The organism is Amnibacterium flavum (assembly GCF_003097495.1).
Lineage (GTDB): Bacteria > Actinomycetota > Actinomycetes > Actinomycetales > Microbacteriaceae > Naasia > Naasia flava.
Genome location: NZ_QEOP01000003.1, coordinates 17,794 through 33,918, shown reverse-complemented (window position 1 = coordinate 33,918; position 16,125 = coordinate 17,794). Strand labels below are relative to the sequence as shown.

Sequence of the window (16,125 nt, the reverse complement as noted above, 5' to 3'; positions counted from 1 at the left end):
GGGCCCACTGAACAGGAGACCGCAATGCCATCAGCTGCAGACCGCGAAAAGGCCCTCGAAAGCGCCCTCGCCCAGATCGATCGCCAGTTCGGCAAGGGCTCCGTCATGCGCCTCGGCAGCGATGAGCGCGCGCCCATCGAGGTCATCCCCACCGGTTCCATCGCACTCGACGTCGCGCTGGGCATCGGCGGGCTTCCCCGTGGCCGCATCATCGAGATCTACGGTCCCGAGTCCTCGGGTAAGACCACCCTCACGCTGCACGCCATCGCGAACGCCCAGCGCAACGGAGGCATCGCGGCCTTCGTCGACGCCGAGCACGCGCTCGACCCCGAATACGCCAAGAAGCTCGGCGTCGACATCGATGCGCTGCTCGTGTCGCAGCCCGACACCGGTGAGCAGGCGCTCGAGATCGCCGACATGCTGGTCCGCTCCGGTGCCATCGACCTCGTGGTCATCGACTCCGTGGCGGCGCTGGTGCCCCGAGCCGAACTCGAGGGCGACATGGGTGACTCCCATGTCGGCCTGCAGGCCCGCCTCATGTCGCAGGCACTCCGCAAGCTGACCGGTGGACTCAGCCAGACCAAGACCACCGCCATCTTCATCAACCAGCTGCGCGAGAAGATCGGTGTGTTCTTCGGCAGCCCCGAGACCACCGCCGGTGGTAAGGCGCTCAAGTTCTACGCCTCGGTTCGACTCGACATCCGCCGAATCGAGACCCTGAAGGACGGCACCGACGCAGTCGGCAACCGCACGCGCGTCAAGGTCGTCAAGAACAAGATGGCGCCGCCTTTCAAGCAGGCCGAGTTCGACATCCTGTACGGCACCGGAATCAGCCGTGAGGGCAGCCTCATCGACTTCGGTGTCGAGCACCTGATCGTCAAGAAGTCCGGCGCCTGGTACACCTACGAGGGCGACCAGCTCGGTCAGGGCAAGGAGAACGCCCGCAACTTCCTCATGTCGAACCCCGAGATCGCCAACGAGATCGAGCAGAAGATCCTGACCAAGCTCGGTGTCGGCGTCGCTCCGGCCGCAGCGGTCGAGGCCGCCCCGGTCTCGATCGAGCCCAAGCTGGCCGCCCGCAAGGGCGCCTGACCTTGCGGCACGACGACGGCGCAGAGGACTCCCAGCTCGCCCCCGTCATCGACCTCTTCGGTGGTCGACGGGCGCGAGCCCAGGTCGCTGCGTCGTCGTCCCCGACGCCGCCTGCTGATCCGGCCCCGCCCGTCGCTGACCGCTCCGAGGAGCGGCTGGCCGAGGTTCGAGCCGCGGCGGAGGAGATCATCGCGGCTTCCCGCCGCCGCAACGCCCCCGAACCGTCGCCGTCCGTTCCCGGCGGCGACGCTGCTCCCGTCGATGATGGCGCGGGCTGGTTCGTCGAGGACGGAACCGATCCCGACACCCCGGCGTTCCCCCGCATCAGCCAGGCGGCCGCCGCTGCCCGCAGTCGGTGGGCGGTAGCGGACCCGGCCATCGGTGCGGGATCCGGTGACATCCGGTCCGATGACTCTCCGTCCGTCGACAGCGGCCCCCGCCTCTCCATCGAGGAGGCGAGCACGCGGGCGCTGGCGCGGCGCGGGCTGTCGGTGTCAGAGATGCGCGACAAGCTGAGCTCCATCGGCTACCCGGCCGATGCGATCGAGACCGAGATCGAGCGTCTCCTCGGCGCCCGCTACCTCGACGATGCGCGGCTCGCCGAGGAGATCGTGCGGGTCGAGTTCGAACGCAAGGGCAAGGGGCGTTCCGTCGTCACCGGCGAGCTCCGGCGGCGGGGCATCTCACCCGACGACTACCTCGGTGCCCTCGACGACATCGACACCGAGCTCGAACTCGAACGGGCCGCCGAGATCGCCTATCGCAAGATGTCGTCGTCCTCCGATCTCGACGCCCGCACCGCCGAGCGCCGCCTGTCGGCGCTGCTGGCCCGCCGCGGATTCTCCGGGGACCTCGTGCGAGCTGCCGTCGCCCGAGCCACCGAACGGCTCGCCGGCGGCAACTGAGTCGCCTCGTGGCATCTGCGCGGGGGCCTTTACACTGACCGGATCATGACTCTTCTCGACGATCGTTCGGCAGCGCCGTCGCCGGACGCGCTGACGCCCCGCACCTACATCGTCCGCACCTACGGGTGCCAGATGAATGTGCACGACTCCGAGCGACTCAGCGGATCACTCGAGGCCGCAGGATATGTGCCCGCCGAGGGTGACGACGCGGATGTCGTGGTCATCAACACCTGCGCGGTCCGCGAGAACGCCGACAACAAGCTCTACGGCAACCTCGGTCAGCTCGCGTCGGTCAAACGCGGTCGCGAGGGCATGCAGATCGCCGTCGGCGGCTGTCTCGCCCAGAAGGACAAGAACGTCATCCTCGAGAAGGCGCCGTGGGTCGACGTCGTCTTCGGCACCCACAACATGGGCTCCCTCCCGAGCCTGCTCGAGCGTGCGCGCCACAACGGGGCGGCCGAGCTCGAGATCCTCGAATCGCTCGAGGTCTTCCCCTCGACCCTCCCGACAAAACGCGACTCCACCTACAGCGGCTGGGTCTCGATCTCGGTCGGCTGCAACAACACCTGCACCTTCTGCATCGTTCCGAGCCTGCGCGGCAAGGAGAAGGACCGCCGACCCGGCGACGTGCTCGCCGAGATCGAGGCGCTCGTGGCCGACGGGGCCATCGAGGTCACCCTCCTCGGCCAGAACGTCAACTCCTACGGCGTCGAGTTCGGCGATCGCCAGGCGTTCGCGAAGCTGCTGCGCGCCGCGGGGCGGATCGAGGGTCTCCAACGCATCCGGTTCACCAGCCCGCACCCCGCGGCGTTCACCGACGATGTCATCGACGCGATGGCGGAGACGCCCAGCGTGATGCCGCAGCTCCACATGCCGCTCCAGTCCGGGTCCGACCGGGTCCTCAAAGCCATGCGCCGGTCCTACCGCTCCGAGCGCTTCCTCGGCATCCTCGATCGCGTGCGGCACCGCATCCCCGACGCGGCGATCAGCACCGACATCATCGTCGGATTCCCCGGCGAGACCGAGGAGGACTTCGAGGACACCCTGCGTGTGGTCGAGCAGTCGCGGTTCGCCTCGGCATTCACCTTCCAGTACTCCATCCGTCCCGGTACGCCCGCTGCGACCATGCCCGACCAGATCCCCAAGCAGGTCGTCCAAGAGCGTTACGAGCGCCTCGCCGAACTGCAGGACCGCATCTCCTGGCAGGAGAACCGCGCCCAGGTGGGTCGCGGGGTCGAGGTGCTGGTCGCGTCCGGCGAAGGCCGGAAAGACGGGGCGACCCACCGTATGAGCGGCCGCGCCCGCGACAACCGTCTCGTCCACTTCGAAGTCCCCCAGCACTCGCCCGTGCCGCGTCCCGGCGACCTCGTTCACGCCGTCGTCACGCAGGCGGCACCGTTCCACCTGCTCGCCGACGACCCCTCGGGTTCACCGCTGCGCATCACGCCCACCCGTGCCGGCGACGCCTGGGACCGAGCCGAGGCCGACTCCTGCGCCGTGCCGTCGGCGGCGCCGGCCGAGCAGGGAGCGCCGCGCGTGGTCTCCCTCGGTCTGCCCACGTTGCGCATCGGACGGTGAACGCAGCGGTACCGCTCATCGTCATCGCCGGTCCGACCGGCACCGGGAAGAGCGCTCTGTCGCTCGACCTCGCCGACTCGCTCGCCGGACGGGGGACGGCGGTGGAGATCGTCAACGCCGACGCCATGCAGCTCTACCGGGGCATGGACATCGGCACGGCGAAGCTCTCCCCGGACGAGAGACGGGGCATCCCGCACCACCTTTTCGACGTGCTCGAGGTCGATGAGGTCTCGACCGTCGCCGACTACCAGAGTCGGGCCCGCCGGGCGGTCGAATCGATCCGTGCCCGAGGCGCCGTCCCGATCCTCGTCGGGGGGTCCGGACTCTACATCTCCGCCCTCATCCACGACTTCCAGTTCCCCGGCACCGACGAGGGCGTCCGCGGCCGGCTCGAGCGCGAGCTCGAAGCCGACGGCGCTGCCGCGATCTGGCGGAGATTGGCGGAGGCCGACCCGGCAGCGGCAGACGCCATCGACCCGGCGAACGGGCGCCGAGCCGTCCGGGCGCTCGAGGTCATCGAACTCACGGGCAGGCCCTACAGCGCCACCCTCCCCGAGGGTGCGGCGTTCTGGACCCCGACCGAGGTGGTCCTGCTCGACGTCCCGCTGGCAGGGCGACCCGAACTGAAGCAGCGTCTGGCCGGCCGCGCCCAGGCGATGTTCGACGGGGGGCTCCTCGACGAGGTCCGAGCACTGCTTCCGAAGGGGCTGGCCGCTGGCCCGACCGCCTCCCGCGCCATCGGCTACGCCCAGGCCATCGCCGTCCTCGAGCAGGGCGTGAGCGTCGACGATGCCGTGACCGAGACGACGGCGCTCACCTGGCGCTACCTCCGCCGACAGCGATCCTGGTTCGGCCGCTACCGCGACGCGCACCGGATCGACATCACGGCGGGCGAACCGCTGCGGGAAGCGCTCGACCTGCTCGCACCTAAACTCGGAGCATGACCACCGTTTCCTTCACCAAGGGGCATGGCACGGGAAACGACTTCGTGCTCGTCGCCGACCCCGACGGGGAGCACGACCTCACCCCCAGTCAGGTGGTCGCCCTCTGCGACCGTCACTTCGGAGTGGGCGCCGACGGTGTCCTCCGCGCCGTCCGATCGCGCAGCATCGCCGCGGGGGCTGCCGCACTCGAGGAGACCCCGGATGCGGAGTGGTTCATGGACTACCGCAACGCCGACGGCAGCCTGGCCGAGATGTGCGGCAACGGCATCCGGGTCTTCACCCGATTCCTCCTCGAAGAGGGCCTCGCCGAACTCGCCGACGGCGACACGATCGCGATCGGCACCCGTGGGGGAGTGCGCGACGTCCAGCGCGCGGGCGACGGTTTCTCCGTCGACCTCGGCCGCTGGAATCTGGAGGGCGGGGAGCCGCTCGTCCACGTCAAGAGCCTTCCCGTTGCACGACCGGGTCTCGGCATCACCGTGCCCAACCCGCATGTCGTCCTCGCCGTCGCCGACGAGGGCGAACTCGCGAACGCCGACCTGGCCTACATCCCCGTCGTCGACCCCGAGCCGATCGACGGCGTGAACGTCGAGCTCGTGCTCCCCGCCGATCCGCTCATCGCCGACGGCATCGGGCGCATCAGCATGCGAGTCCACGAGCGAGGCGTGGGCGAGACCCTCAGCTGCGGAACCGGCGCAGCTGCGGCGGCCCTCGCAACGCGCTACTGGGCGGGTGCCGGTGCTCCGGACCTCTGGCGGGTCGAAGTGCCCGGCGGGGTGCTCCGGGTGCGTATGTTCCCGACCGAGGAGGGCGAGCACGTCGCCCTGAGCGGTCCGGCCGAGCTGGTGTTCTCGGGTTCGGCCGAACTCTGAGTCGACCCGCTCGGAGGGAACCCGCTCAGGCTCCCTTGCGGCGGACGCGGAGGACGCGGAAGCCCCGGTTGGTGGCCTCGCGGGTGACGGTGAACTCGTCGGTGAGCGTGGCTTCGAGCCAGCGCTGCAGTGAGTCCGACCCCAGGTTCTTCTGAACGACCAGCCAGGCGTCGCCGCCCGGTGCGAGTCTCGGCAGCCAGGTCGTGAGGATCGAGTGCAGCTCTGCCTTGCCGACGCGGATGGGCGGGTTCGACCAGATCACGCGGAAGCTGATGTCCTCGGGAACATCCGAGGGGTGAACGGCGTTGACATTATCGAGAGACAGTTCTGACGCGTTCCTCCGCGTCAGATCCAGCGCCCGTTCGTTGACGTCGACTGCCCACACGGTGGCGCGAGGCGACTCGAGGGCGAGTGACAATCCGATCGGACCCCATCCGCAACCGAGATCGAGAAGATCACCACCCGGTGGCGGTGGCGGAACGTGGGACAGGAGAACGCTCGTGCCCCAGTCGAGGTGATCGGGGCTGAACACCCCGCCCGCGGTCGTCAGTTCGAACTCGCGACCGGCGAGGGTGACCGGAATGCGGCGCGGCCGCAGCTCGCTCCCCGGGTCGGCGGAGAAGTAGTGATCTGCACTCATCGGGGCTGCCTCACCGACCAGAACATAGAGGAAACTTAGCGGAATCCAGGAGATAGTGTTATCGCCCATGAATGAACGACCCGAGGTACCTGAGGTGCAGGCCGACGTGGTCGCGCGCGTGCTCGAGGCGGCGGAACGCCGTTCCTCTGACTACGCCATCTTCCCGGCACGCGGCAGCGTGCTCACCCCGACCCCTGCTCACGACGGAGATCAGTTCGACCTCGCGGACCGGCAGGCGCTGCGTCGCGTCGCCGGTCTGTCGACCGAACTCGAGGATGTCACCGAGGTCGAGTACCGCCAGCTGCGGCTCGAACGCGTCGTCCTGATCGGCGTGTACTCGCAGGGCAACATGACCGACGCCGAGAACTCGATGCGCGAGCTCGCCGCTCTCGCCGAGACCGCTGGCGCCCAGGTTCTCGACGGCCTGCTACAGCGGCGACCGAATCCCGACCCCAGCACGTACTTCGGTCGCGGCAAGGCCGAGGAGCTGCGCGACACGGTGAAGGTGCTCGGTGCCGACACCGTCATCGCCGACAGCGAGCTCGCCCCGAGCCAGCGTCGTGCCCTCGAGGACATCGTCAAGGTCAAGGTCATCGACCGCACCGCGGTCATCCTCGACATCTTCAGCCAGCACGCCAAGAGCCGGGAGGGCAAGGCGCAGGTCGAGCTCGCTCAGCTCGAGTACCTGCTTCCCCGTCTTCGCGGTTGGGGTGACTCGATGTCCCGCCAGGCCGGTGGCCAGGTGGGTGGCGCGGGTGCCGGCATGGGGTCGCGAGGTCCCGGTGAGACGAAGATCGAGCTCGATCGTCGCCGCATCCACACCCGCATGTCGAAGCTGCGTAAGCAGATCGTCGCCATGAAACCCGCCCGCGATGCGAAGCGCGCGAACCGCAAGCGCAACGAGGTGCCGTCGGTCGCGATCGTCGGCTACACCAACGCGGGCAAGTCGAGCCTGCTGAACCGCATCACGCGGGCCGGCGTGCTGGTCGAGAACGCCCTGTTCGCGACCCTCGACTCGACCGTCCGCAAGTACGAGACGGGCGACGGGCGCTCTTTCACCCTCGCCGACACCGTCGGGTTCGTGCGCAACCTTCCGCACCAGCTCGTCGAGGCGTTCCGCTCGACGCTCGAGGAGACCGCTGACGCCGACGTGCTGGTGCACGTCGTCGACGCATCGCATCCCGACCCCGGCGCGCAGCTGAGCACCGTGCGCAACGTCGTGGGCGAGGTCGGTGCGCGCGGCATCCCCGAACTCGTCGTCTTCAACAAGAGCGATCTCGCGAGCCCCGACGAGCGTCTGGTCCTGCGCGGGCTCGAGCCTTCTGCGGTGTTCGTCTCGGCTCGCACCGGCGAAGGCATCGACGAGCTGCTCGAGCGGATCTCGGAGCTGCTGCCGCGACCCCGTCACGAGGTGAGGGCGCTCGTGCCGTTCAACCGCGGAGACCTCGTGGCACTCGTGCACGAGCGCGGGCAGATGCTCGAGACGACGTACGAGGAGGGCGGCACTCTTCTCCACGCGCTCGTCGGGTCCGAGGACCGCGCCGCGCTGGAGCCCTTCCTCATCTGAGAAGCCGGCGACGGAAGATCGGCCTGATCCGTCAGGTCGATCTTCGATTCGCCGCCCGGGCGGACCGAGGGAACGGGTCAGACCGAGCGCAGCACCGCTGTGACGACACCGAGAACCTGGGCGTGGTCGCCGAGGATCGGCTCGAACGCCGAGTTGCGGGGGAGCAGCCAGGTGTGGCCGTCGCGCTGCTTGAACACCTTGACGGTCGCTTCCTCATCGAGCATCGCCGCGACGATATCGCCGTTGTCCGCGGTGCTCTGAGAACGGATGACCACCCAGTCGCCGTCGCAGATGGCGGCGTCGATCATCGATTCACCGACGACCTTGAGCATGAAGAGCTCGCCCTTGCCGACGAGCTGCCGGGGGAGCGGGAAGACCTCCTCGACCTGCTGTTCCGCGGTGATCGGGATACCAGCCGCGATGCGGCCGACGAGAGGCACCATCGCGGCGTCGCCGACAGGGGCTGACTGCGTCTCGCTCGGCGAGTGGGTGTCGTTGGCGGGGAGATCGATCAGGATCTCGAGTGCCCGGGGCCGGTTGGGGTCGCGGCGCAGATAGCCCGAGAGTTCGAGCTGATTGAGCTGATGCGTGACACTTGAGAGCGAGGACAGTCCGACGGCGTCGCCGATCTCGCGCATGCTCGGCGGGTATCCACGGCCGGCGACGGAGCGCTGGATCATCTCGAGGATGGCGAGCTGCTTGTCGCTCAGACTCTTCCGCCGACGTGTGCCGGTGCTCTCGGTGGCCACTGGTGCTCCTTACGTATCTCCCCCGGAACCTCGCGATCGAACCGGGCGTCGGAACGCTCCCGGACCCGATGTCGGAGGCTGATGATTCGATTCTCTCGAACATGGAAACTGTATCCGGTGACGGGTGCCGACAGCAATGACCGTTCGAGCGTGTCTTCGAATGATCGGCGCAGAAGGTGCGAAGTCTCAGCGGTTGACGTGTTCGAGATTCGAAGATACATTCGGAACACGTCTTCACCCGTGGGTTCGAATGAAGCCCAGAGAGACTGAGAAGAGACCGACATGAGCACCATGGCCCCCGCCTTCCCCCACCGCTTCGACTCCGGCGCCGCCGCGGCACCGCTCCGCATCACGCGTCGTGGTCGCATCGTTCTCACGACCCTCATCACCGTCCCGGCCGCTCTGCTGATCGGGTCGTTCGCGCTGTCCTCGGCTCCGGCGACCGCATCGCTCGAATCGGGTGCCGACGACTTCGCCTACGTGACCGTCGCCGACGGCGAGTCGCTGTGGGCCGTCGCCGAGCGCGTCGCACCGCAGGCCGACCCGCGCGACGTCATCGCCGACATCGAGCGCCTCAACGGTCTCGAGGCGTCTGCCGTCTCACCCGGTCAGTCGCTCGCCATTCCCGCTGCTTACTCGAACTGAGCAGGGTCCCGCGGACGGCCCGGCCAGCGGCCCGGTTCTAGAATCGATCGGTGACTTCGCTCGACGACCTACCCATCCGCGATGACCTCCGAGGGCTGACCCCGTACGGTGCGCCGCAGCGCAAGGTGAAGGTTGCCCTCAACGTCAACGAGAACAGCCACGGCATCCCCGAAGACGTGGCGCATGACATCGTGCGAGGCGTCGCCGAGGCGATCCTCACCATCCACCGGTACCCCGATCGTGAGTTCACCGATCTCCGCGAGCGTCTCGCCGGGTACCTCGGTCACGATCTGACCGCCGAGAACATCTGGGCGGCCAACGGGTCGAACGAAGTGACGCAGCACGTGCTTCAGGCGTTCGGCGGCCCCGGGCGAAGTGTCCTCGGCTTCCCTCCCACCTACTCGATGCACTCGATCCTCTCGGCGGCGACCGGCACCCAGTGGGTCGAGGGTGCCCGCGACCCGGGCTTCGAGATCTCGCCCGAGACCGTCGTGCGCGAGATCGAGCGGACCCGCACCGACCTCGTCTTCCTCTGCGCACCGAACAACCCGACGGGCACGGGCATGTCGCTCGAGACGATCGAGGCCGCCTACGACGCGACCGACGGCATCGTCTTCGTCGACGAGGCGTACGCCGAGTTCATGCCGACCGGCACGCCGAGCGCTCTCACCCTCCTCGAAGGGCGCCCCCGCCTCGTCGTCTCGCGCACCATGAGCAAGGCCTTCGCCTTCGCGGGCGCTCGTGTCGGCTACCTCGCCGCCGACCCCGCCGTGACCGATGCGCTGCGCCTCGTCCGGCTTCCGTACCACCTGTCCGCGATCACCCAGGCAGCCGCCATCGCGGCGCTCGGCCACGCCACCGAGATGCTCGCGATGGTCGACGACATCAAGGCCCAGCGCGATCGGCTGCTCGTCGAACTGCCGAGGCTCGGCTACTCGCCGTGGCCCAGCCAGGCGAACTTCGTGCTCTTCGCGGGAGTCGCCGATCCGCACAGGACCTGGCAGGACCTCCTCGACCAGGACGTCCTCATCCGCGATCTCGGCATCCCCAACAGCCTCCGCGTCAGTGCGGGCACCGAGGCCGAGACGACGGCCTTCCTCGCCGCCCTTTCGGGGACTGACGGCGCCCTCCCCGCGCAAAACTAGACTGGCATCATGACTTCAGCAGGTACCGAGTCGGGCGCGCGCGCCGCGCGGATCGCGCGTGAGACGAGCGAATCGTCCATCGAGCTGTCCCTCGACCTCGACGGAACGGGCACGTCCGACATCTCGACGAGCGTCCCGTTCTTCGACCACATGCTGACGGCGTTCGCCAAGCACTCGCTGACCGATCTCACGGTGCGCGCCACAGGCGACATCCACATCGATGTCCACCACACCGTCGAGGACACGGGCATCGTGCTCGGCACCGCCATCAAGCAGGCCCTCGGCGACAAGACCGGCATCGCCCGGTTCGGCGACGCGACGGTCCCTCTCGACGAAGCTCTCGCGCGCGCAGTCGTCGACATCTCCGGCCGGCCGTTCCTCGTGCACGACGGTGAGCCCGACGGGTTCCAGTTCCACCTGATCGGCGGTCACTTCACCGGCTCGATGGTGCGGCACTTCTTCGAGGCCGTGACTTTCGCGGCGGCTCTGACGGTTCACGTCGACGTGCTTCGCGGCCGCGACGCACACCACATCGCCGAGGCCGAGTTCAAGGCTTTCGCTCGTGCGTTCCGCTTCGCCAAGGCCTACGACGCCGCCGTCGTCGGCGTCCCCTCCACCAAGGGCGCGCTGTGACGAAGCCCTCGGTCGTCGTCTTCGACTACGGCAGCGGTAACGTCCACTCGGTCGTCAAGGCGCTCGAGGCGGCCGGAGCCGACGTCGAACTGACCGGTGATCGCGCACGGGCGCAGGAGGCCGATGGTCTCCTCGTCCCCGGTGTCGGCGCATTCGCCGCGGTGATGGCGGCGCTCGAAGGAGCCCGCGGTGGCGAACTCATCGATCGGCGTCTCGCCGGTGGGCGGCCCGTCCTCGGCATCTGCGTGGGCATGCAGGTCATGTTCGACCGCGGTATCGAGCGAGGCGAGGGCGTCGACGGGCTCGGCGAATGGCCCGGCGTGGTCGACCTCCTCCGGGCCCCGGTGCTCCCGCATGTCGGCTGGAACACCATCGACGCCCCCAAGGATTCGGTGCTGTTCGAGGGCCTCCACGAGGAGCGCTTCTACTTCGTGCACTCATTCGGCGCCCGTGAATGGACCCTCGACGTCCAGCGTCCGCACCGCGAGCCGTCCGTCACCTGGGCGACCCACGGCGAGCCGTTCGTGGCAGCCGTCGAGAACGGTCCGCTCTCCGCCACCCAGTTCCACCCCGAGAAGTCGGGCAAGGCGGGCATCAAGCTGCTCGAGAACTGGATCCACTCGCTCTGACGAGCGGTTCGGCTCGGTTCCGCACTGCGGGCTAAGCTCGTTCCCGCTTTGCCGACACCGGCCCTGCCGATCTCCACCGCCACCCGAACCGAGGAACGTCATCACCGCATGAGCGAGTTCATGAAGACCCCGAAGCTCACGCTGCTTCCCGCCGTCGATGTCGCGGACGGCAAGGCCGTGCGTCTCGTCCAGGGCGCACTCGGATCCGAGACCAACTACGGCGATCCGGTCGATGCCGCAGCGGACTGGGTGCGTCAGGGCGCCGAGTGGGTCCACCTCGTCGATCTCGATGCCGCTTTCGGCCGCGGCAACAACACCGGCGTGCTGCGTCGCGTCATCCGCGCATCGCGCGGTGTGAGCGTGGAGCTGTCCGGCGGCATCCGCGACGACGCGTCACTCGAGGCCGCGCTCGAATCGGGTGCGAAGCGCATCAACCTCGGCACCGCGGCTCTCGAGAATCCTGAATGGGCGGCGAATGTGATCGCCCAGTACGGCGAAGCGGTCGCGGTCGGGCTCGACGTTCGCGGCACCACCCTTGCAGCGCGCGGCTGGACCCAGGAGGGCGGCGACCTGTGGGCGGTGCTCGACCGCCTCGAGGACGCAGGCTGCGCGCGCTACGTCGTCACGGACGTGACCAAGGACGGCACGCTCCGCGGACCGAACATCGAACTGCTGCAGCAGATCATGGACCGCACCGAGCGGCCGGTGATCGCGTCCGGCGGGGTGTCGAGCCTCGATGACATCGCCGCGCTCCGCGAGCTGGTCCCGCAGGGCCTCGAGGGCGCCATCGTCGGCAAGGCCCTGTACGCGGGCAACTTCACGCTGGCCGAGGCTCTCGACGTCGCCGGACGATGAGCGCCCGGGCGTGACAGAGCACGACCGCCGCTCCGACTCCGCAGGTCAGCCGTGGGAGGGTCGGCATTTCGAGCCGACGCCGTACGCGGGTGACGACGGTTCGGCGCCCGAGCGCCTGGTCGAGGCGATCCGCAGGTTCCGCTCGGGCGAGGTGTCCGAGATCGAGGTCGTCGAGGCGCTCCGAGGATCCCGCCTTCTGGTGCCGATGCTCGCGATGCTCGGCGAAGCGGTCCCGGGCCCGCACGGAGTGCTCGTCGATAAGAGCGCCGACCTCGCGATCGTCACCGTCTCCGGGCCTGACGGCAGGGCAGTGCTCCCTGCCTTCACCTCGGTGACCGCGCTGTCGCAGTGGAATCCGAAGGCGCGTCCGGTGCCGGTCGAGGCTGAGCGTGTCGCGCTGGCCGCCGCGTCCGAGGGAACGGATCTCGTGATCCTCGATCCGCTGTCGCCCACGGAGTTCGCGCTGCGCCGCACCGCGGTCCGCTCGCTCGCGACGGGGGATGCCTGGCGCCAGCCCTGGGGCGACCCCGATGTGATTTCGGCGTTCGCGGCCACGACCCTCACCGAGGCCGAGGTGACCGCCGTCGACCTGGTTCCGGGCGATCCCGAGGCGCGACTGCGCGGCGCCGAGCTCAAGGTTCGGCTGCAGCTGACTCCTGGACTCGATCGCGCCGGCGTCGACGCCCTGCTCGCGCGACTCTCCGAGCGCTGGGGAGGCGACCCGACGATCGCCGACCGCGTCGACTCGCTGCAGGTCTCGCTGTCCTGAGCCCGGCGTGCTCCGAAGACGGTTGCACGGATCAGGAGTGTCTGCGCGGATCAGCAGATTTTCGCGATCCATCCTGATCCGCGTGGAATTCGTCCTGATCCGCGTGGATCTCCTGAACGGTGCGATCGAAGCCCGCCGCGCGGTGCGCAATCTCCTGATCCACGAACCCGGTCCTGGTTCGTACAGGTGGCGGGCCGCGAGGTCAGTTGACCGGGCCGGTCCACTTCTCGCCCGGACCCTTGCCGATCGGGTCGGGGTACGGGGACGCCTCGCGGAACGCGAGCTGCACGGAGCGCAGGCCGTCGCGGAGTGCGCGGGCGTGATGGTCGCCGAGGTACGGGGCGCTGGCGGTGACCAGGCCCGCGAGCGCGTCGATGAGCTTGCGCGCCTCGTCGAGGTCCGTCGGAGTCGTCGACGGGTTGCCCGCATCATCCACTCCCAGGCCGCACTGCACGGCGGCGGCGCTCAACAGGTGGACGGCCACCGTGTTGATGACCTCGACGGCCGGGACCTCTCCGATGTCGCGGACGTAGTCGCCCTCGTAGTCGGGTCCGAAGCGCGTATCACCGTTCGGATCTCCGGTTGCCGCAGCGTCGTCGCTCATGTCAGATCCCTCCCGAAGGGCTTGGCCCTTCGATTCGCGCCCGGCCTCTGCTAACATTGCGGGTTGTCGCCGACTGTTCCTCTCCGAGGAGTGCCGGTGACACAGGAAAGTGGAGTTCAACTCCCACCCGCGCTTGACCGTTTTCATAGGTTACCGGGTCGATGGCACCCCACCGTGCGGGCCCGACAGGGCTCTGGCGGTCTGAGGGTCCAGCTGGTCCGTTCCGGACCGAGCGGGGCCATGAGGATCGCAGACGGTCTGGGGGAGCCCGACGTGTCCAATGCGTCGGAGGCGTGCCCCACTTCCTCGATCTAGACAACGAGTGAAGGAGCAACGCATCAGCGATCCCCGTACCAACGACCGCATCCGTGTACCGGAAGTCCGTCTCGTCGGCCCCGCCGGCGAGCAGGTCGGCGTCGTATCCATCGACGTCGCGCTCCGCCTCGCACGAGAGGCAGACCTCGACCTCGTCGAGGTGGCGCCCAATTCACGGCCGCCGGTCGCCAAGATCATGGACTACGGGAAGTTCAAGTACGAGACGGCTCAGAAGGCGAAAGAAGCCCGTCGCAACCAGACGAACACGATCCTCAAAGAGGTTCGTTTCCGTCTGAAGATCGATACGCACGACTACGAGACCAAGCGCAAGCGCGCTGAAGGGTTCCTCAAGGCCGGCGACAAGGTCAAGGCGATGATCCTCTTCCGCGGCCGCGAGCAGTCGAGGCCCGAGCAGGGTGTCCGACTGCTGCAGCGCTTCGCCGAAGACGTCAGCGAGTTCGGAACCGTCGAGTCCACCCCGACCATCGACGGCCGCAACATGGTGATGATCATCGGGCCGCTCAAGAACAAGGCCGACGCCAAGGCCGAAGCCCAGGCCCAAGCCCGCCAGCGCGCGAGCAGCAGCAAGGGCGAAGAGGGTGCCGCTCCGGCGGAGCCCGCAGAGACCACCGGAGCCACCGAACCGGCATCCGCGACGACCAAGGAGAACTAATGCCCAAGCAGAAGACCCACTCGGGTGCCAAGAAGCGTTTCAAGGTGACCGGTTCCGGCAAGATCATGAAGCAGCAGGCCGGCATGCGCCACAACCTCGAGAGCAAGGCCAGCAAGCGCACTCGCCGTCTCAACCAGGACCAGGTTCTCGCCCCGGCAGACGCCAAGGTCGCCAAGAAGCTCCTCGGCCTGTAGCCCGAGACGAAAACGTAAAGGAAGAACAGACATGGCAAGAGTGAAGCGGGCCGTCAACGCCCACAAGAAGCGTCGCGTCATCCTCGAACGCGCCGAGGGCTACCGCGGACAGCGTTCGCGCCTCTACCGCAAGGCCAAGGAGCAGGTCACCCACTCCCTCGTCTACGCGTACCGTGACCGTCGTGCACGCAAGGGCGACTTCCGTCGCCTCTGGATCCAGCGCATCAACGCCGCGTCGCGTGCTCAGGGCCTGACCTACAACCGCTTCATCCAGGGCCTCGGCCTCGCGGGTGTCGAGGTCGACCGTCGCATCCTGGCCGAGCTGGCCGTCAACGAGCCCGCGACCTTCGCCGCGCTCGTCGCCACCGCGAAGGCCGCGCTCCCCGAGGACACCTCGGCGCCCAAGGTCGCCTGAGCCTCAGCACCGCATTCGAAGTGCCCGGTCCGGCACGTCCTCTCCAGGACGATGCCCGGCCGGGCACTTCGTACGTTAAGTAGGCTTTGCGGATGCTCGAGAACCCCCGCGCGCCGCGCGTCCGTGCCATCGCCCGACTCGCAGGCAAGAACGTGCGGTCCGAGACCGGCAACTTCCTGCTCGAGGGCCCGCAGTCCGTGGGAGAGGCGCTGACCTGGCGGCCGGAGCTGATCGTCGAGCTCTTCGGTACCCCCACCGCGGTGGAGCGATACCCCCACATCATGGCGCGAGCCGAGGACAACGACATCGAGGTCGAGTTCGTCACCGAGGACGTGCTCGACAGCATGGCCGACACCGTGACCCCGCAGGGATTCATCGCCGTCTGCCGCCAGTTCCCCACATCCATCCGCGACATCTTCGCCGGATCGCCGAAGCTCGTCGCCGTCCTCGAAGAGGTTCGGGACCCCGGCAACCTCGGCACCATCATCCGCGCCGCCGATTCGGCCGGCGCCGACGCCGTCGTGCTGAGCGGCCGGGCCGTCGACCTCTACAACCCGAAGGTCGTTCGTGCGACCACTGGCTCGCTCTTCCACCTACCCGTCGCCGTGGGCGCGACGCTCTCCGACGTGCTCGTCCGCGCTCGGGGCGCCGGACTGCGCACAGTCGCCGCCGACGTGAAGGGTGGATCGCTGCTCGAGTTCCGCGACTCCGGAGCTCTGACCGAACCGACGGCATGGGTGTTCGGCAACGAGGCCCGCGGCCTGGAGGACGAGGACCTCGAGCGGGTCGACGACATCGTCGCGGTCCCGATCTTCGGCCGCGCCGAGTCCCTCAACCTCGCCACCGCCGCGTCGGTGTGCCTGTACGAGAGCGCGTTCGCCCAGCGAGGCTGACGGCACCG

Annotated in this window: 20 protein-coding genes; 16 read left to right on the top strand and 4 right to left on the bottom strand. The window is 68.5% G+C overall.

Annotated elements, in window-relative coordinates:
• Positions 1 to 24: 24 nt before the first annotated feature.
• The 5 genes from recA to dapF are packed head-to-tail and all read left to right on the top strand — an operon-like array spanning position 25 to position 5,391.
• Positions 25 to 1,092, top strand: a complete 1,068-nt coding sequence (gene recA, locus DDQ50_RS14440) for a recombinase RecA (RefSeq protein ID WP_116757504.1) — start codon at positions 25 to 27, stop codon at positions 1,090 to 1,092.
• Between the two features lie 2 nt (positions 1,093 to 1,094).
• The gene (locus DDQ50_RS14435; protein ID WP_116757503.1) at positions 1,095 to 1,997 is read left to right on the top strand and encodes a regulatory protein RecX; all 903 of its coding nucleotides are present in this window, start codon (positions 1,095 to 1,097) and stop codon (positions 1,995 to 1,997) included.
• Positions 1,998 to 2,042: 45 nt separating this feature from the next.
• Positions 2,043 to 3,575 carry a tRNA (N6-isopentenyl adenosine(37)-C2)-methylthiotransferase MiaB gene (gene miaB / locus DDQ50_RS14430; RefSeq protein WP_116757502.1) on the top strand — a complete coding sequence of 511 codons (1,533 nt, stop codon included), beginning with the start codon at positions 2,043 to 2,045 and terminating at the stop codon, positions 3,573 to 3,575.
• Positions 3,572 to 4,519 (top strand): tRNA (adenosine(37)-N6)-dimethylallyltransferase MiaA, encoded by a 948-nt coding sequence (gene miaA, locus DDQ50_RS14425; RefSeq protein ID WP_116757501.1) that lies wholly within the window; start codon positions 3,572 to 3,574, stop codon positions 4,517 to 4,519. The genes miaB and miaA overlap by 4 nt, the downstream gene beginning before the upstream one ends.
• The gene (dapF, locus tag DDQ50_RS14420) at positions 4,516 to 5,391 is read left to right on the top strand and encodes a diaminopimelate epimerase (protein WP_116757500.1); all 876 of its coding nucleotides are present in this window, start codon (positions 4,516 to 4,518) and stop codon (positions 5,389 to 5,391) included. Before miaA ends, dapF begins: the two co-directional genes overlap by 4 nt.
• Before the next feature lie 25 nt (positions 5,392 to 5,416).
• Here dapF and DDQ50_RS14415 read toward each other — a convergent pair whose 3' ends face one another.
• On the bottom strand, positions 5,417 to 6,031 hold the full coding sequence (locus DDQ50_RS14415) for a class I SAM-dependent methyltransferase (RefSeq protein ID WP_116757499.1): 615 nt from the start codon (positions 6,029 to 6,031) through the stop codon (positions 5,417 to 5,419).
• Positions 6,032 to 6,098: 67 nt separating this feature from the next.
• Here DDQ50_RS14415 and hflX point away from each other — a divergent pair, with 67 nt between their 5' ends.
• Positions 6,099 to 7,598 (top strand): GTPase HflX, encoded by a 1,500-nt coding sequence (gene hflX, locus DDQ50_RS14410; RefSeq protein ID WP_116757498.1) that lies wholly within the window; start codon positions 6,099 to 6,101, stop codon positions 7,596 to 7,598.
• Positions 7,599 to 7,675: 77 nt separating this feature from the next.
• Here the strand turns inward: hflX and lexA are convergent, their stop codons facing one another.
• Positions 7,676 to 8,347, bottom strand: a complete 672-nt coding sequence (gene lexA / locus DDQ50_RS14405; RefSeq protein ID WP_116757497.1) for a transcriptional repressor LexA — start codon at positions 8,345 to 8,347, stop codon at positions 7,676 to 7,678.
• 282 nt (positions 8,348 to 8,629) lie between these two features.
• On the opposite strand from lexA, the gene DDQ50_RS14400 reads away from it, so the two are divergent.
• The 6 genes from DDQ50_RS14400 to DDQ50_RS14375 all read left to right on the top strand — a co-directional run bounded on the left by DDQ50_RS14400 (position 8,630) and on the right by DDQ50_RS14375 (position 13,023).
• On the top strand, positions 8,630 to 8,992 hold the full coding sequence (locus tag DDQ50_RS14400; RefSeq protein WP_165829840.1) for a LysM peptidoglycan-binding domain-containing protein: 363 nt from the start codon (positions 8,630 to 8,632) through the stop codon (positions 8,990 to 8,992).
• Between the two features lie 50 nt (positions 8,993 to 9,042).
• Complete coding sequence (locus DDQ50_RS14395; RefSeq protein ID WP_116757496.1) at positions 9,043 to 10,137, top strand: histidinol-phosphate transaminase; 1,095 nt, start codon at positions 9,043 to 9,045, stop codon at positions 10,135 to 10,137.
• Between the two features lie 9 nt (positions 10,138 to 10,146).
• Positions 10,147 to 10,770, top strand: a complete 624-nt coding sequence (gene hisB / locus DDQ50_RS14390) for an imidazoleglycerol-phosphate dehydratase HisB (RefSeq protein ID WP_116757495.1) — start codon at positions 10,147 to 10,149, stop codon at positions 10,768 to 10,770.
• A complete protein-coding gene (gene hisH / locus DDQ50_RS14385) occupies positions 10,767 to 11,399 on the top strand; it encodes an imidazole glycerol phosphate synthase subunit HisH (protein WP_116757494.1) in 633 nt (210 codons plus the stop codon). Before hisB ends, hisH begins: the two co-directional genes overlap by 4 nt.
• Positions 11,400 to 11,507: 108 nt before the next feature.
• Entirely contained in the window at positions 11,508 to 12,254 is a 747-nt protein-coding gene (priA, locus tag DDQ50_RS14380) for a bifunctional 1-(5-phosphoribosyl)-5-((5-phosphoribosylamino)methylideneamino)imidazole-4-carboxamide isomerase/phosphoribosylanthranilate isomerase PriA (protein WP_116757493.1), read from the top strand.
• A gap of 10 nt (positions 12,255 to 12,264) precedes the next feature.
• Entirely contained in the window at positions 12,265 to 13,023 is a 759-nt protein-coding gene (locus DDQ50_RS14375) for an SseB family protein (RefSeq protein ID WP_240614439.1), read from the top strand.
• Positions 13,024 to 13,054: 31 nt separating this feature from the next.
• On the opposite strand, the gene DDQ50_RS17635 is transcribed toward DDQ50_RS14375, so the two are convergent.
• Complete coding sequence (locus DDQ50_RS17635) at positions 13,055 to 13,186, bottom strand: hypothetical protein (RefSeq protein WP_276308415.1); 132 nt, start codon at positions 13,184 to 13,186, stop codon at positions 13,055 to 13,057.
• A gap of 39 nt (positions 13,187 to 13,225) precedes the next feature.
• Positions 13,226 to 13,627 (bottom strand): DUF1844 domain-containing protein, encoded by a 402-nt coding sequence (locus tag DDQ50_RS14370; RefSeq protein WP_240614438.1) that lies wholly within the window; start codon positions 13,625 to 13,627, stop codon positions 13,226 to 13,228.
• Between the two features lie 322 nt (positions 13,628 to 13,949).
• On the opposite strand from DDQ50_RS14370, the gene infC reads away from it, so the two are divergent.
• From infC to DDQ50_RS14350, 4 genes are all read left to right on the top strand, one after another.
• Positions 13,950 to 14,615, top strand: coding sequence for a translation initiation factor IF-3 (gene infC / locus DDQ50_RS14365; protein ID WP_240614437.1), 666 nt, complete (start codon positions 13,950 to 13,952; stop codon positions 14,613 to 14,615).
• Positions 14,615 to 14,809, top strand: a complete 195-nt coding sequence (gene rpmI, locus DDQ50_RS14360) for a 50S ribosomal protein L35 (protein WP_116757490.1) — start codon at positions 14,615 to 14,617, stop codon at positions 14,807 to 14,809. The genes infC and rpmI overlap by 1 nt, the downstream gene beginning before the upstream one ends.
• A gap of 31 nt (positions 14,810 to 14,840) precedes the next feature.
• Positions 14,841 to 15,224 carry a 50S ribosomal protein L20 gene (gene rplT / locus DDQ50_RS14355; RefSeq protein WP_116757489.1) on the top strand — a complete coding sequence of 128 codons (384 nt, stop codon included), beginning with the start codon at positions 14,841 to 14,843 and terminating at the stop codon, positions 15,222 to 15,224.
• A gap of 92 nt (positions 15,225 to 15,316) precedes the next feature.
• Positions 15,317 to 16,117, top strand: a complete 801-nt coding sequence (locus DDQ50_RS14350) for a TrmH family RNA methyltransferase (RefSeq protein ID WP_116757624.1) — start codon at positions 15,317 to 15,319, stop codon at positions 16,115 to 16,117.
• The last annotated feature ends 8 nt before the right edge of the window (positions 16,118 to 16,125 follow it).

Bases quoted from the DNA above. Each gene is read 5' to 3' on its own strand.
- recA (WP_116757504.1), top strand. From the start codon at position 25: ATGCCATCAGCTGCAGACCGCGAAAAGGCCCTCGAAAGCGCCCTCGCC.
- miaB (WP_116757502.1), top strand. From the start codon at position 2,043: ATGACTCTTCTCGACGATCGTTCGGCAGCGCCGTCGCCGGACGCGCTG.
- dapF (WP_116757500.1), top strand. From the start codon at position 4,516: ATGACCACCGTTTCCTTCACCAAGGGGCATGGCACGGGAAACGACTTC.
- DDQ50_RS14415 (WP_116757499.1), bottom strand. From the start codon at position 6,031: ATGAGTGCAGATCACTACTTCTCCGCCGACCCGGGGAGCGAGCTGCGG.
- hflX (WP_116757498.1), top strand. From the start codon at position 6,099: ATGAATGAACGACCCGAGGTACCTGAGGTGCAGGCCGACGTGGTCGCG.
- DDQ50_RS14400 (WP_165829840.1), top strand. From the start codon at position 8,630: ATGAGCACCATGGCCCCCGCCTTCCCCCACCGCTTCGACTCCGGCGCC.
- hisB (WP_116757495.1), top strand. From the start codon at position 10,147: ATGACTTCAGCAGGTACCGAGTCGGGCGCGCGCGCCGCGCGGATCGCG.
- priA (WP_116757493.1), top strand. From the start codon at position 11,508: ATGAGCGAGTTCATGAAGACCCCGAAGCTCACGCTGCTTCCCGCCGTC.
- DDQ50_RS14370 (WP_240614438.1), bottom strand. From the start codon at position 13,627: ATGAGCGACGACGCTGCGGCAACCGGAGATCCGAACGGTGATACGCGC.
- rpmI (WP_116757490.1), top strand. From the start codon at position 14,615: ATGCCCAAGCAGAAGACCCACTCGGGTGCCAAGAAGCGTTTCAAGGTG.
- rplT (WP_116757489.1), top strand. From the start codon at position 14,841: ATGGCAAGAGTGAAGCGGGCCGTCAACGCCCACAAGAAGCGTCGCGTC.
- DDQ50_RS14350 (WP_116757624.1), top strand. From the start codon at position 15,317: ATGCTCGAGAACCCCCGCGCGCCGCGCGTCCGTGCCATCGCCCGACTC.